Source organism: Candidatus Methanoperedens sp. (assembly GCA_012026795.1).
GTDB lineage: Archaea > Halobacteriota > Methanosarcinia > Methanosarcinales > Methanoperedenaceae > Methanoperedens.
The window spans coordinates 1-15,810 of record VEPM01000009.1 but is presented as its reverse complement, the minus strand read 5'-3'; the positions used below and the strand labels follow the sequence as shown (position 1 = coordinate 15,810).

Here is a 15,810-nt window from a genome sequence, read left to right as displayed (position 1 = left end):
TTTATGATGATATGAAGAGATTAACGAGTGTTATGGCACCAAATAATTGCTGGGAATTAAAAAATTGCGGAAGAGAGAAAGGCGGAAAAAAAGTAAGCGAATTGGGAATCTGTCCCGCATCACCTTCTCATGGCAGAGATTGCTGGGCTGTAGCGGGAACTTTCTGTGGCGGCAAGGTTCAAGGATCCTTTGCTCAAAAAAAAGCAAGCTGTTTGACATGTGATTGGTATAAAACAGTAAACTCAACCTGAAAATCCTAATTTTTTATATTTTTAATAAAATTATTATTATCTTATTGTCTATTATTCCTATTTCACACTTTCTTCACAAAATATCTTATATTCAGGAAAAATCAATTTTCAATTAAATATTACATCGCATCTCCCTAAAAACGATTTTTAGAGGTTTATTATGGAATTAATGAAAATAATGGATTCAGTCAATGACCAGACTCTTAACAGGTTCAAAATAGGTATGAAAATCGCTTATGGTTTCATTGTTGTTGATATTCTTATGCTGATCGTGGGTTTTATGGGTTTATACGGGAAGAGTGTAAGCGCTTATATTGACCCTGGACAGGCCATTATCCTGTGTATTTTATTCGCAATAGTCTCTTCCATACTCATGTGTATCGGATTGACACGTTCAATCATGAAACCATTGAATAATTTCAGCCATACAGCCGACAGGATATCAGAGGGGGATTTAACAACTGAAATAAATGTCTCCTCAAAGGATGAACTCGGACAACTGGCTGAATATTTCAGGAAAATGACATCAAACCTCAGGCATCTGGCAGGTAAAGTCCAGAACGTATCGTCAAAAGTAGCTAATACGGCACATGAACTTTCCGCATCAAGTAAGCAGATAAAAGCTTCCTCAGACCAGATATCAAACACCACACAGGAAATTGCAACAGGTGTGGGCCAGCAGTCATCCAAGATGGCTGAAGTTACCCGCGCCATGAAGGAAATGTCAGAAAGCATCCAGCAGGTTGCGGTGAACTCACAGAAAGCAGCCCAGAGCGCAAGTACAGCCAGCACGACTGCCCAGCAGGCAGGCAAGATGTCGGAAGATGTGGCACAGAGCATGACGGGAATCCGATCGACAGTAGATAATTCAGCAACTGTAATAAAGCAGCTTGATGGGAAGTCACAAAAGATAGGTGAAATTATCGGTGTTATCACAAATATCGCAGACCAGACAAACCTCCTTGCCTTGAACGCTGCAATAGAAGCAGCAAGAGCAGGAGAACATGGCAGGGGTTTTGCAGTGGTAGCGGATGAAGTCAGGAAACTGGCAGAGGAATCACGTAGTGCTGCGAACCAGATAACCGGATTGATAAAAGAGATCCAGGAAGGTACGAAACAGGCTGTAGTTGCAATGGAAAAAGGCACAAAGACTGTTGAGGAAGGAACAAAGACAATGGAAGGCGCCGTATCAGCGATAAATAATATAGTCAGGGCAGCAGCAGACGTGGCAGCAATGATTAATGAAATTGCGGCAGCCGCAGAACAACAATCCGCATCCGTTGAAGAAGTAACAGCATCTGTTGAAGATGTGTCAGCCATAAGCGAACAATCGGCAGCAGGTACACAGGAAACATCAGCAGCCGCAGAAGAGCAGACCGCATCAATGGACCAGCTTGTTAATGCAGCCCAGGAACTTGCAGGATTATCAAATGAATTGCAGGTAGAAGTTGCTAAGTTCAATATAGGTGAGAGAACAGGCAGGTAAAAGGAGGCAGAAGAGGTAACAACCAATTTTTCACACCTTCTATTTTCCGCCAAAAATTGCGAAATCCTCCCAATAAAGTTGTATATTTCTAACAAAAACATAAGTTTTATATAGTAATGTTATAAATATACAACATTATGTTGTAATTATACAACATATGGAGGTCTTGTAATTATGGAAAAAGAAAAAGTGAAAGGAACCGATACATGGTTAATACTTATCTGGATATATATAGTCGCAGCCGTTTACAGTATCCTGTATGGAAATTTCTTCTTAAAAGAAATCATAATGACTGTTGCCGGAATAGCTCTGCTGGTGAATTTTATTGTTCGAAAAAGAAAATATAGAGCCGAAATGAAAGCAGATGAAATGATGAAACGGATTTCAGGGATTTCATCGGATTTTGCCTTCATTGCAGCAATATCAACTATTTCCATATTGGCAATATTGTTTGATGATTACCCCTCATTGATCGATACACGAGGTGTTTTATTCATTCTGGTGGCTGTTTTGGTTGTTTCAAAAGTTGCCTGTCAATTGTATTATTTAAATATTAGTAAAGAAGTAAATTATTAAATTGGAATTGTATTCACGCTCTTGAAATTCTATCCCCACATTGGCCTTATTCTTCTTTCTTGAAGATTAAGATTTTAACCACAAGATTTATTACTAAGTTTCACTAATAAACAATAAACTCGTCTTTTTTTAGACCAGTTAAATTAATTTAGAGTAAGGAGGTTTAATTAAATGAATAAATATACAGGTATCCTGGCTTGCATGCTTGTGTTTGCAATGTTTGCAGGCACTGTTTCAAGCGAACAGGTAGCTACAGTCGAAAAGATGCCTGCTGGTGTTATGCCAGCGCCAGATCAGGCATTTAATTTCACAAAGATTGAAATTTCTCCCCAATATACGAATTTCAGGTTAATGCCGGGAGAAAACAAAGAAACGACGGTCACAATCAGGAACAAAGAGAAAAAAGCAGTTAGCGTCAAACCCAATATAGTATTAGCGCCATACGGGGGATACAATGTGGATCCGGCATGGATCACAGTCACTCCTGAGAGTGCAGAAATACCAGCAGGGGGAAACCAGAAATTCACCATTAAAGTTACCGTACCGGGAGATGCATCAATAGGTAATTCCGGTGTCCAGGTGGCATTCACGGATGAAACCATGCCAACGCCATATCCAAGTCCTGTCCCTAATTATATTCATGCGCTGCAGATGTCAATTGATGTGTGGACTAAACCAAAGATACAGATAATGGCACCATATATAAACGATATGCTTGAAGCAGGAAGAGGTTATGACTTTGAGGTAAAACTCAAGAATATCGGGACGGAAGCAATAAAAATCGATCCCAAAATGAGTAATGATAACATGTTCTACGGCGGGCCAGGGCAGATGGCGCCAGCTTTTACCGATGATGCAATAACAATAACTTCACCGGCCAATGTTCCTGCTGGCGGGACTGAAACCGTAAAAATCCATGTGCAGGTTCCCGCAGATGCAAAAGGTTATTATAACGGGGCCATAAAACTTAACATCGATGACCCATCAATTCAGGAATGGGACAGCAGGGTCCAGTTAAGCTTCAATGTCTGGACGCAACCATCTGAGCCATTTGTGAAGAGTTTTAGCATGAAAGAGGTAAAGCCACTGACTATTGAGATAAGCTCCGGTTCTAATTACGGGTATCCATACGGGATGGCAACTGGAAAAAATAAGAAAGATCCATCTTTTGAAACAACACTTATTGGGCCCAATGGTCCGGTTGACCTTAATGTCACAAAGACAGTGATTAGAGGTATGGTGAATATGGGCGGCCAGATCCCGCCATGGGAACTTGACAGCAAGGGAATATACCAGGAAAATGGAGACCGGCTTTTAGAAACCTATGAGACGGGCGGTTTGATAGGCGAATGGACACTAAAAGTGCTGCCAAAGAACACAGAGAGTTTTGAATACTCTATACAAATAGGGGAGTAATCCTCTCCTGTTTGTTCCTGTTTATTTTCCCGGGTGCATGTGAAAAGACCTATTCCATATAGGAAAATGTTTATGGAGGTTAGAAAATGGATAATAAAATAATAGTTACTATTATATTGCTGATTCTCGGACTTGGTATCGGGCTTGCTCTTGACCAGGGGAACTTAAATTCAAATGTCAGGCCTGAATGGGTACATAATGTCCAATGGCAGGGTGACCGGCCGGATAATGCCGGAAAGATCGAAGAATTGTTATTTCTGGAAATAACTCCTTATAAAACGGAGTATGAACTGGTGAATATCAGTACAAAAGGTGATACGAATAAGATCGATATCAAGGTAACAGCCACTACACTTGATTCGGAAATTCCTGATATATACGATTTTGTATTTGAAAAAAATGAATTGTTGATGACAGGCTATCTTCTTGAAGCGATACCTGCGACTTACAGGAACGATGCTATCGGGATAGCGTTAACTGACAGGGATCTGGCTACATCTGTTAGCAATCTGGGTATCCCTTCCGTGAAACGGATTTTACCCAAAACATCTGAAAAATTCTACCTGCCAAAAACCCTGCTTAGCGTTTCATGGAAAGGTATTTCCGCGCTTGTTGATCCTGATGAAAGAAAAGTTGTCCGGGTCTGGAAAGAAGGCACAAATACGAATACAAATTAAATTTTTATATAGCAAATCTTATTAGTAATACAATCTTATCAGGCACAATAAAGGGCTCGTGGTCTAGCCGGTTATGACGTCGCTCTCACACAGCGGAGGTCCTGAGTTCGAATCTCAGCGGGCCCATATCAGGAATTGCAAAAATAGGACTGGTTCTTTGGAATTGAATATTCCTAAAAAATTGTGGAGTCAAGGTTTAAATATTTAAAGTGAGAATATAATCTCAGGTCAAAGGAGGCCGAAATTGTATGAATAGAGTTAAAACCTTATTACTTGTGGCAATGGTTTTAACCGCGGTAACGGCAGTTGCAGGAGCTGACGACCCAGTCAGTCCAGAGACAGGAGTTATTTCAGATTATTCAAAGAACAAAATAACCCGTGATGCAGTTAAAACCGAACTTAGCAATAAATATACAGCAGGAACGCTTACAAAAGCAGACCTGAAAAAAGCGATAACAACGGCTTACAATCATAATGTCCTGAAAAGGGAGGATATGAGGTGGTTGCTTGGCGAAATGTATAAAGAAGGCAAGCTCACGCGTGCGGACTTAAGATGGATTCTCACTGAAGCTTATAAGAATGGCGAGCTTACAAGGGATGACCTGCGGTTCATAATCGCGCAGGCATACAAGAACAACGAGCTAACCAGGGCAGATATGAAGTTCCTTATCATGGAAGCTTATAAAACCGGTGAACTCAAACGCGACGACATTGCATGGATAATAACCCATGCATACAAGAACGGCGAACTCACCCGCGAGGACATGAAATGGCTCATAGCTGGGGCTTATAAGGCTGGAGAGCTTACGCGGGATGATATCCGTGAAATAATTATCGTTGCATATAATCACAACGAACTCAAGCGCGATGATGTTAAATGGCTGCTCATCCAGGCATACAAGAACAATGAGCTTACGCGCGAGGATTTACGCATTATTATCACAGCAGCTTACCGCCACGGCGAGCTAACGAGGGCTGATGTCAAATGGCTCATTGTGGAAGCATATAAAGCAGGCGAACTTACAAGGGATGATGTGAGATCGATACTCCTTGAAGCCATCAAGCGCGGGGAACTGCGCAAAGCCGATGTGCTCTGGCTTGTCAAAGAGGCATACAGGGCAAATGAACTTACTACCTCGGACATCACAGAAGCAGAGGTAAATTCAGCCCCTGTTGAAAGTGAACCTGCAGGTGTGCCAACAGTAGAGACTATAACAGAACCCAACGCGGAAGCGGCATCAGATGCCATAACTGCTAAGACCTTTGACGAGGATAGCGCACCCGCTCCGGCAGAGTCCGTAATAAAGACAAAACAGGCGTGGATGCTCTACAAGTATGCCCTGTTACCTGTTGAGAAGCACAGGATAGGGATGGAAGCGATTATCGGATATGTCCAGTCCGCTGGCAAAGACGCTTCAAAACTTGTGACGTTGAAAGATAAATTCGTTTTACTTGCAGACCAGCTAAAAGCTGCGGCTGAGAAGAACGATTACCCGGGCGGGAAGAGCATAATCTCGCAGATGAAAGATACGGTCACAAGCTTCAGGACAGAAACCAAAACGCTTGTATCAGGCAATGAATCAGCCGCAAAAGATGCGCTAAACGCTGCACTTTCCGCGAACAGCGATTATTTCGACTCTCTTGTTACCGAAGCCAGGGAAGCCAGAAAGGACAGGAACCTTGAGTTTTTTGACCTGGCACTTGCAAGAGCCCAGGGAAGATTGGACAAGGCAAAGGAAAAGGGTATTGATGTAAGCGCCCTCCAGGCAAAGCTTGATGAAATAAGCAGTCTGAGAAGCGCTTTTGTCGATTCCATGAACGAAGGTATCTCTGCTTGCACTGGCGAGGGTCTGGGTAAGTGCACAAAACCTGAAGTTGAGGCATACAAGACCGTAAGAGATCAGATAAAAAACAAATACAAGGAGCTTGTCGAACTTGCAAAGACCGCAGGGCAGAGCCAGAGGTTCGCTGCTGCAATAACAAAGGCAAGAGATATTATCGCAAAGAGTGAAACGGCTCTGGCTGCTGCTCAGAAGCGCGGTATCGATGTTTCTGCTGAAAGTGCGGGAATCGATGAAATAAAGGGTCTTGTGGATTCAGCTGAGTCTAAATACAAGGCTGGCGACTTTAGCGGGGCAAAGGATGACCTCAAGAAAGCGCAGGATAAATTCAAAGAGCTCAAGAGTAACGCGATCTCAAGGAGGAAAGCTAAATGAGAAAACTACATCTGACACTGGCATGTCTCCTTATCCTTGCAGTGCTGTTTTCTGGCTGCACGGATAAGAGAGCAGATGATAAGCCTGGACAGCAACAGCAACCTGCTACAGGGGCGGAAATTGATGGGAACCTGAGCGTTCCCGGTGAAAAAGACCTGCTTGTAGAGGAACCGCTTTCAAGCGCGGATGAGAATGTGGATATGGGCTCATTGATATAAAGCCCATTTTCTTTTTTTTCTTGAAATATCATATCTTATCCCAGCTTCTTGAACAACCGCGCCTGGAAGCCGTGATATTTGCAGAATCCTTCTGCATCCTTCTGGTCTATGGTTTTGCTGTCAAAAGATGATATATCTGCAGAATATAATGCATAGGGTGAATTTCTTGCAATGACCTTTGCGCTTCCTTTGTAGAGCTTAACTTTTACAGACCCGGTCACTCTTTCCTGCGTCTTATCAATAAAAACGTTCAAATCCGAATAAAGCGGCTCATCCACAAGACCTTTGTAGGCAAGTTCGCTCCATGTATCATCGACAATTGACTTGAACCTCAATTCATCTCTTGTCAGGACAAGCTTCTCAAGATCTTTATGCGCCATAAGCAATATCGTAGCTGCGGGATGCTCATAGTTCTCCCTTGCCTTGATCCCGAGAACCCTGTCTTCGATCATATCAGTGCGCCCCACACCATGCGCCCCGCCAATTGCGTTGAGCTTCTGGATCAATGAAACCCCATCTGATTTTTCACCATCAAGCGATACAGGAATTCCATTCTTAAAACCTATATCGATAATTTGGGCAGCAGGCGCTTTTTCCGGTGAAACTGTCCACTCAAATATCTCTTCAGGAGGAACAAAATCCGGCTCTTCAAGCCGCCCGCCTTCGATGCTCCTGCTCCATATATTCTCATCCACGCTCCAGGGCTTTGATCTGGTTGCAGCTACAGGGATACCGTTCTTTTTCGCATATTCCATTTCCCATTCACGCGTGAGGTTCATATCCCTCATAGGGGCTACGACTTCCAGCGAAGTGCTCCTGAAAATAGTCTCAAATCTTAACTGGTCATTGCCTTTACCGGTACATCCATGAGCAAGAACCTGTGCTTTTTCTTTTTTTGCTACTTCCACGACCTTTTTTGCAATCAGTGGACGTGCTATTGATGTGCCAAGCACATATCCTTCGTAGCTGCCATTCGCCTTGATGAGGGGAAAAATGTAATCTTTTACGAATTCATCTTTAGCATCGATAGTATAATGTTTCTGGCTGATCTTTTCGGCCTTTTTTTCTGCCTGTTCTATTTCTTTTGCCGGCTGCCCCACATCAACCGTAACTGTAATAGCGTAATCGCAACCATAATGTTCTTTCAAAAGGGGGATACACACAGATGTGTCAAGCCCGCCTGAATAAGCAAGTACTACTTTCTTCATGGGTGGCCTATTATAGTGAGAGATGATTAAAAGTTTTTGCATTTGCTTTTTAGAAAACTTATTTTATATTAGCCGATATTAATACAGTTCATGGCAGACCTGGCAATCAAAGGGGGCACCCTTCTTAAGTGCGGCGAAATAATCAAAAATGGTGTGATAGCCGTAGATAATGGTTTGATAACTTTTGCAGGAAAGGATACAAAAGTGAAAGCTGATAAAATAATCGATGCAAAAGGCTGTGTCGTGATGCCCGGTCTTGTAAGTGCCCACACGCATCTTCCAATGACGCTTTTACGGGGTTATGCAGATGGGCTTCCATACAGGGAATGGACTGAAAAGATCCGGAAAGCTGAGATGAGACTTACTCCTGAATTTATAAGGGCAGGCGCCCGCCTGGGGATCCTTGAGATGATAAAATCAGGGACTACATCGTTTGCTGATATGTACATTCATATGGACGAAGTGGCAAAAGTTGTAGAGGAAACAGGTATAAGAGCCGCGCTGGGCTACGGGATGATAGAGGGGCTCAATGAAGATCCCGAAACGAAACTTAAAAACAGGGAGAAATTTGTAAAAAAATGGAACGGCGCAGCAAATGGCAGGATCACGACTATGTATGCGCCTCATTCGGCTGCTTCCTGTTCGAAGGAATTTTTAATAAAAGTAAAGGAACTTGCCAAAAAAGATGGCGCAAGAATTCATATCCATGTGCTTGAAACTGAAGACGAACTCAAATTAATGAAAAAAAGCTATGGGATGTGTTCTATTAATCTGCTAAATAGTATAAACATGCTTGGCCCAAATGTGCTCGCAGCGCACTGTATCTGGTTATCTGATGACGATATTGGAATACTGAAGGATAAGGAAGTTAACGTTATTCATTGTCCGACGAGCAATATGGCTCTTGGCGCCGGGGTCGCGCGCGTGCCTGAAATGCTGAAGATCGGAATTAACGTGGCTCTGGGCACTGATGGCGCTGCTTCAGGAGCGGGTCTCGATATGTGGAAAGAGATGAGGGCAGCGGCGTTGCTGCATAAGATCAGGGACCTGCGGGCGATGACTGCGCAAACAGTGCTTGAGATGGCCACAGCCAATGGTGCACGGGCACTGGGGATAAATGCGGGAGTACTCAAAGCAGGGTGCCTGGCTGATATAATTATTGTGGATACGAGGAAACCGCAGTTTATATCTTCAAATATCCCTGCAGCGCTTGTGAATGGCGTATCGGGATGCGATGTTAAGACTGTGATAGTGGATGGAAAAGTACTGATGGAAGATCATGTTGTTTCTGTGATGAATGAAAAGAACGTTATCGATGAAGGAATGGATGCGATGTTAAGACTTGAAAGTGAAGTGTAATCTTAATCGTGTATACCTCGCAGCTCTGCTGCAACTGGGACAAACCACTGTCAATTCAACCTCAGTCGCCTTATCCATGAGATACTCCGACAGCTCTGCTGCTGTTGGGGGCTTCACTTGGGCATTGCCGATATATTCACTTTTTTATTAATATTCAAAATCATCATATTTTTTCAAAGCTATCCAAAGTATCATTGAAAAACCTATAAAATAAAATACGAACAAGATTAAGACGATTATAACGTAAACTAAAGATAAAGATAGAGGCAAAACGACTTTTGGTAGGCTAAGAAAAAGATTACCATTTATAACACCAGAAAATAATCCACCAATTATGAAAGACACTGTAGAAATCCATTTTAACTCGGATTCACTGAAAAAAGGTTTTTGAATAGCAATAAAATAACCGATAGAACATAGAGCAAACAACATATATAACCAAATCAAATCCTTTTCTAAGTGGACAGCCGCAGCTAAAGTGCCGATTAATAAAAGTAGTTCAATTAGCTGCAATTTTTGTTCCACCCTTTTTAAATTGATGATTCTTAATTTCTCCTCGAAAAAAAAAATCCTCTGATATTAAATTGATAATTCTTTATATATTTATAATACAAATGGGCAACCATAATTAACACAAATGCAAAAAACAATGTAAGTTCCATATGCCAAATAGTTTTTGCTGGGTCTTCAGCATAGTCCTTTATCATTGGATATATAGCGAAAATCAAAGCAGTAAAGGTAAGTATCCATATCCAATACTTATCTTCTGAATCATCAGGCATTAAAACTTATATCGGTACTATACTTTATAAAACTTTCTATTATGATAATTTTAGTTATCACTCAAATATCTCTTTTTTTATCACAATATTTATATCAAAATTGCTAATTATCTGAATATAGTGATATTATGAAACCAGAGATATACAGGTAAGCAATACCTTAATAGTCATAAATAATGAATGAAAAAATACGGCATTTGGAATACTTGAGGAAAACAGGTTGAAGATACAATGATTGTAATTAAAACATGATCAAGAGAACAATTAGAACCCTTTTACAATCCAGTTATAGTGAATCATTCATATTTCGCCCGCAAGGAAACAATAGAATAAACCGCAAAGGGCGCAAAGAACGTAAAGTGTAACAGCAAAATCTTTGCGCCCTTTGCGTTCTTTGCGGTGAAAGTTCAATATAACAATATAGGCTATTTATCTGCGCCTCCAGCGCGAAGCAGCAAGCAAGGTCGCCAGCGTAAACATCACTGAAAGGAACGGCGTCTCTTTTGTCGAAGCGCCCGTTCCTGTTATTTCCGGTGCGGGAGTCGTGGCGGCGCCGGTGTACTGCTCGTCGAGGATGTAGGGGTTAGCGATGGTGATCTGTTTAAGGTTCATAACAATTGGCAGCGCTTCGGTTTTCAAGCCTGTTCATCCTGTAAATCCTGTCTTTCGATCTTTTGTTTTTATAATTTGGTTTGAACCGGGAACACGGATCAGACGGATTTTCACAAATCCATGAGCATCCGCGAAATCCGCGTTCTGTCTCATGATTTTTCTCTTCTCAAGCTTTTTTTAATTTCAGGTTCAGTAAGATAATTCCCTTTGGAGACTACTTTTTCCCCACTTCTTTTTTCCAATAGCCTCTCCAAGCATCGTGAAAATCAATTCCAGGTCATTCATATGATCCCTGAGATTCTGGCGCTTTAATCCTTTTACCTTTTTGTATTCACCAGGCGTTAACCCAAATGTAGCAAATAAAAAAAATGTTATGACGTTAAAATTGAACAAAGTTATATTTAAAAAGAATTTCGTAATGTTTACACTTCAGATAGGTCTTTACATATTAATTTTGCCTGTTCCAACACGGTCTCTGTTGCCTTCTTTTGTTTATCTGGAGGATAACCATACTTCTTTAATATCCTTTTTACCATGACTCTAAGTTTTGCCTGGACACTTTCTTTCAATGTCCAGTCGATTGTTACATTTTTACGCACAGTATCAACAAGTTCTCTGGCAATGATTACTAATTTTTCATCACCCAGAACTTTAACTGCACTGTCATTTACCTCCAGAGCATCATAGAACGCAAGTTCCTCTTCATTCAAATTTAATTTTTCTCCCCTAAGTCTTGCCGCGCGCATCTCTTTTGCCAGTTCTATCAATTCCTCAATAACCTGCGCGGTCTCAATACTCTTATTCTGGTATCTTTTAATCGCTTTTTCAAGCATCTCTGCAAAAGACTTACCCTGCATCAGATTCTTTTTTGACCTTGTTTTTATTTCATCATTCAGAAGCTTCCTGAGCAATTCAAAAGCAAGATTCTTGTATGGCATCTTTTTAACTTCGGTTAAAAATTCATCCGATAGTATTGAGATATCCGGTTTTTTCAATCCAACTGCATCAAAAATATCTATCACTTTGTCTGAAACAACAGCCTTGGATATAATCTGCCTGATAGCGGAATCTAAATCTTCCTGTGGTTTGCCTGCTGTTACAGTAGTTTTAGTAAGACCTGACCGAACTACCTGGAAAAATCCAACCTCATCCCTGATCTTTAAAGCTTCATCATGCGGTACGGCAAGGGCGAATGCCTGCGATAATCTGGTTACATACTCAAGATATCTCTCTTTTCCATTCTCCTGCTTTACCACATGCTCCATAGCCGCCGGGATAATGGACATCTTTTCTCTTGGCAACGCAGTGAAGAATCTTTCATAATCAAAACCATGGAATAGTTCTGCCACAAGTTCATATTTTTCAAGCATTAATGCAACTGCTTCTTCTTTATCGAATACTGTTTTACCCCTGCCACCACTTTCGGTATAGTCAGATAATGCCTTCTTTAACTCATCTGCTATTCCAAGATAATCAACAACGAGTCCTCCCTTCTTATCCTTAAAAACACGGTTCACCCTTGCAATAGCCTGCATCAATCCATGACTTCGCATGGGTTTGTCAATATACATTGTATGCAGACTTGGCGCATCAAATCCTGTCAGCCACATATCCCGCACGATGGCAATTTTAAGAGGGTCGGCAGGGTCTTTCATGCGGTCTCCTAAAGCTTTGCGCCGCGGTTTGGTCCGGATATGCTCTTGCCAGCTCACATCGTCACTTGCAGAACCGGTCATAATAACCTTGACAAATCCCTTGTCGTCATCCCGATGATACCATTCAGGTCTCAATTTAACGATCTCATTGTGAAGTTCAATGCAGATGCGCCTGCTCATGCAAACGATCATGCCTTTCCCCTCAAGTACTTCAAGCCGCTTCTCGAAATGATCAACAATATCCTTTGCAATGATCTTTATGCGTTTTTCGCTCCCGACAATTGCTTCAAGCCTTGCCCATTTGCTTTTCAGCTTTTCTTTCTTCTCTATTTCCTCGCCTTCTGTGACATCTTCAAATTCCGGATCGATTTTCGGGCGCTCCTCAGGCTTTAATTCAAGTTTTGCAAGCCTGCTTTCGTAATAAATCCTTACTGTTGCGCCGTCTTCTACTGCCTGCTCTATATCATAAATATCAATATAATTTCCAAATACAGCAGGAGTGCTTCTATCTGCTTTTTCTATTGGCGTCCCGGTGAAGCCGATAAATGAGGCATTGGGCAATGCATCCCTCATATATTTGGCGAAACCATCAATAAAATCATACTGGCTTCTGTGCGCCTCGTCTGCTATTACGATGATATTTCTTCTTTCAGAGAGCAGAGGGTACCTATCTCCTTTCTCTTCGGGGAAGAATTTCTGTATCGTTGTAAAGACCACTCCGCCTGAGGCAACCATGAGGAGCTTCTTTAATTCACTTCTTGAAGTTGCCTGTACTGGTTTTTGCCTCAGTAAATCATGGCAGCGGCCGAATGTGCCAAATAACTGGTCGTCCAGATCATTCCTATCCGTTAGCACGACAATCGTAGGGTTATCCAGAGCTAAGACAAGTTTTCCAGTGTAAAAAGCCATTGTGAGGCTTTTACCAGAACCCTGTGTATGCCAAACAACACCACAGCGCTTATCACCTATTGGGCTTGAAGCTTTAAGAGTTGCTTCAATTGCTTTATTGACAGCATGGTATTGGTGATAGGCAGCAAGTTTTTTATGAATGTCCTGCCGTTCCTGTTCAAAGACCATGAAGTGCCTTATCAGGTCAAGCAGAATTTTTTTATCAAACATCCCCTGGAACAGTACTTCCAGCTGAGGCATTGCAGATGATGCAGTCTCATTTCCTTCGATAGTTTTCCATGGCATGAACCTCTCTTTGTTGGAGGTTATTGTTCCTGCTCTTGCTTCTATTCCATCGCTGATGACTAAAATTTCATTATAAGGGAAAAGCGAGGGAATCTGGGCTTTGTAGGTTTCTAGCTGGTTAAAAGCAGTCCAGATGGTTGCATTCTCATCTGCCGGGTTTTTCAGTTCAATGACTACAAGAGGAAGCCCGTTTATGAAAAGGATTATATCCAGCCTTCTGTTATTGTTGTTTTCAAGGACTGTGAACTGATTTACTGCCAGGAACTCATTATTTTGTGGGTTATTGAAATCAAAGAGCCAGACCTTATCTCCGGCTATGCTCCCGTCTTTTCTTCTATATTCAACATCAACGCCATTAACAAGCATCTTATGAAAGCTCTGGTTGTTAATAATGAGAAGAGGACTTTCGGACCTCAACACTTTTTTAACAACTTCCTCCCTTGCTTCTTCCGGTATATCTGGATTAAACCTGTCAATGGCATCTCTCAGCCTTTCCGTCAGAATAACATCAGAATAGCTCTGCCGTTCAGGAGATATACCATCAGGTGCAATATCGAGACCATAAATGGTTTTGTATCCTAAATCTGAAAGTACTTCAAGAGCCGCTACTTCAACTTCTGATTCAGTCATTCCAGTCATGCGGTCGCCCCATATTCTTTTGCAGACAAAATAACATTCATTTATCTTCACCTATGAAAATTCTTATTTTCTCAAGAATTTCTTGTGCAGAATCCAGGGCAGCTTTTGCTTCTTTATCATCAATTGCGAAATCAAGCCCATAAATTGCATCGTGCCTGAATCTTCGGTATGAATCAAGAATATTTGCTAAAGTCTCCAATTGCGGATACTTTTCCTTAAGATAAACAGGGATACATTCATGACTGCGCTCTTTTATCCCATCCCTGAAAAGGATGGCTCTTGCTGCATGAAACATGGATGAGTAACTCGATATAGCCACTACTCTATAACGATGTATGGACATATTCTCAGCCGCATCCTCAATATTGCTCCTTGAAAGCTCAAGGGAACGAAGGGCATTTTCCATATCAGACGTTATTCTTTTCAGAAGTCCCTTCTGGAAGCATTCTGCCATTTTCATTTTAAACCGCTCCCATAGAGCAGGATGTGATTTTCAACAACTCTTTTATAAAATGCATCATCCTTTTTTGCCATAGTCCTCCATTCTGATAATTTTAAAACAGATAAACTTACCTCTTTTTCCAATTCTTCCTCCAGTCGTTTTGCTGCTTTTATGAACATTTCTTTCCTTGCAGATGTCACTATCAGAAAATCGATGTCACTTTTTTCATCAAAACTGCCTTTTGCAAAGCTTCCAAAAAGGGCAAGAGAGATAATATTCGGATCTATTTCAAGGAATTTCTCTTTTGGTTTTGATGACAGCACAAATGCGATCCCGTATGCCTTTTTCAGCGGCGCAACCATGCTATTATCAGATTCCAGCTTGTAAATATGAGCCAGCCCTTTTTCTTCCTTCGAAAGCAGCCCATACTCCTCGAAGGACTTTACAGCACCGCTCACGCTTGCAGGGCTGACATTAAGTATCCTTGCAAGCTGTTTAATGTGGAAAGGGATATTTGGATTTGCCAGGAAATGAGACAGGATTTTCCATTTTACATATGTTCTGAATAGTTCAATCAAATGAACCACCGTTCAGTATATTAAACGTAAGTTCAGTATAAAAATCTTTCCGCGATCATCGCAGGTTCAATTTCTCGCCCGAATTTCGCCCATCATCAGCTCCTTTCTGCTTGAAACTCTCCCAATCCTATTACGTCTTTTATAGAAGTATTCTTTTTAATTATCTCTCTTCTCGGAATAATGTGCAAATAATCACCTGTTATAAAAAATAACTCTCCAACCTGCAAACCAATATGATGAGCATCAAGAATAATCTCTACATCTATAAGGTCTATTTGTGCTAATCCGTCAATTTCAAAAATATTATAAATAACATTATATGGCTTATCCCTTTTGTAAAATGTAATTAATTTTTCAATGGAATTAAAATTGACCAGACAGCGTGACTCAGTATCCCTTAATTACGGTAACTAACTAATAATGGTATTTTTAATTTAACTTATATTTTATAACATATATTCAGTTTATACATAGCTATAAATAGGATAAAAACAATGTATA

15 protein-coding genes, 1 tRNA gene and 1 pseudogene are annotated in these 15,810 nt (G+C 41.2%); 9 read left to right on the top strand and 8 right to left on the bottom strand.

From position 1 onward, the window contains the following. Positions 1-32: 32 nt before the first annotated feature. From FIB07_04460 to FIB07_04425, 8 genes are all read left to right on the top strand, one after another. Entirely contained in the window at positions 33-251 is a 219-nt protein-coding gene (locus FIB07_04460) for a hypothetical protein (GenBank protein NJD52099.1), read from the top strand. A gap of 160 nt (positions 252-411) precedes the next feature. Continuing rightward, on the top strand, positions 412-1,737 hold the full coding sequence (locus FIB07_04455) for a HAMP domain-containing protein (GenBank protein ID NJD52098.1): 1,326 nt from the start codon (positions 412-414) through the stop codon (positions 1,735-1,737). A 174-nt stretch (positions 1,738-1,911) separates the two neighbouring features. Further along, entirely contained in the window at positions 1,912-2,313 is a 402-nt protein-coding gene (locus tag FIB07_04450) for a hypothetical protein (GenBank protein ID NJD52097.1), read from the top strand. A gap of 171 nt (positions 2,314-2,484) precedes the next feature. Further along, positions 2,485-3,729 (top strand): hypothetical protein, encoded by a 1,245-nt coding sequence (locus FIB07_04445; protein NJD52096.1) that lies wholly within the window; start codon positions 2,485-2,487, stop codon positions 3,727-3,729. Between the two features lie 86 nt (positions 3,730-3,815). After that, positions 3,816-4,406, top strand: coding sequence for a hypothetical protein (locus FIB07_04440; protein ID NJD52095.1), 591 nt, complete (start codon positions 3,816-3,818; stop codon positions 4,404-4,406). Between the two features lie 52 nt (positions 4,407-4,458). Continuing rightward, a tRNA-Val gene (locus FIB07_04435) sits at positions 4,459-4,532 on the top strand. Positions 4,533-4,654: 122 nt separating this feature from the next. Further along, complete coding sequence (locus FIB07_04430) at positions 4,655-6,622, top strand: hypothetical protein (GenBank protein NJD52094.1); 1,968 nt, start codon at positions 4,655-4,657, stop codon at positions 6,620-6,622. After that, the gene (locus FIB07_04425; GenBank protein ID NJD52093.1) at positions 6,619-6,840 is read left to right on the top strand and encodes a hypothetical protein; all 222 of its coding nucleotides are present in this window, start codon (positions 6,619-6,621) and stop codon (positions 6,838-6,840) included. The genes FIB07_04430 and FIB07_04425 overlap by 4 nt, the downstream gene beginning before the upstream one ends. Positions 6,841-6,875: 35 nt before the next feature. Here the strand turns inward: FIB07_04425 and FIB07_04420 are convergent, their stop codons facing one another. Then, the gene (locus FIB07_04420) at positions 6,876-8,048 is read right to left on the bottom strand and encodes an argininosuccinate synthase (GenBank protein NJD52092.1); all 1,173 of its coding nucleotides are present in this window, start codon (positions 8,046-8,048) and stop codon (positions 6,876-6,878) included. Between the two features lie 90 nt (positions 8,049-8,138). On the opposite strand from FIB07_04420, the gene FIB07_04415 reads away from it, so the two are divergent. After that, entirely contained in the window at positions 8,139-9,407 is a 1,269-nt protein-coding gene (locus FIB07_04415; protein NJD52091.1) for an amidohydrolase family protein, read from the top strand. Between the two features lie 147 nt (positions 9,408-9,554). Here the strand turns inward: FIB07_04415 and FIB07_04410 are convergent, their stop codons facing one another. The 7 genes and pseudogenes from FIB07_04410 to FIB07_04380 form a co-directional block, all read right to left on the bottom strand. Further along, positions 9,555-9,920 (bottom strand): hypothetical protein, encoded by a 366-nt coding sequence (locus FIB07_04410; GenBank protein ID NJD52090.1) that lies wholly within the window; start codon positions 9,918-9,920, stop codon positions 9,555-9,557. A 32-nt stretch (positions 9,921-9,952) separates the two neighbouring features. Continuing rightward, the gene (locus FIB07_04405; protein NJD52089.1) at positions 9,953-10,189 is read right to left on the bottom strand and encodes a hypothetical protein; all 237 of its coding nucleotides are present in this window, start codon (positions 10,187-10,189) and stop codon (positions 9,953-9,955) included. 429 nt (positions 10,190-10,618) lie between these two features. Continuing rightward, positions 10,619-10,828, bottom strand: coding sequence for a hypothetical protein (locus tag FIB07_04400; GenBank protein NJD52088.1), 210 nt, complete (start codon positions 10,826-10,828; stop codon positions 10,619-10,621). Between the two features lie 122 nt (positions 10,829-10,950). Continuing rightward, a pseudogene (locus FIB07_04395) lies at positions 10,951-11,158 on the bottom strand (phage antirepressor protein). A 65-nt stretch (positions 11,159-11,223) separates the two neighbouring features. Then, positions 11,224-14,289 (bottom strand): type I restriction endonuclease subunit R, encoded by a 3,066-nt coding sequence (locus FIB07_04390; GenBank protein ID NJD52087.1) that lies wholly within the window; start codon positions 14,287-14,289, stop codon positions 11,224-11,226. Between the two features lie 37 nt (positions 14,290-14,326). Next, entirely contained in the window at positions 14,327-14,695 is a 369-nt protein-coding gene (locus FIB07_04385; GenBank protein ID NJD52086.1) for a HEPN domain-containing protein, read from the bottom strand. Between the two features lie 50 nt (positions 14,696-14,745). Then, positions 14,746-15,309 carry a nucleotidyltransferase gene (locus tag FIB07_04380; protein ID NJD52085.1) on the bottom strand — a complete coding sequence of 188 codons (564 nt, stop codon included), beginning with the start codon at positions 15,307-15,309 and terminating at the stop codon, positions 14,746-14,748. Positions 15,310-15,810 lie beyond the last annotated feature (501 nt).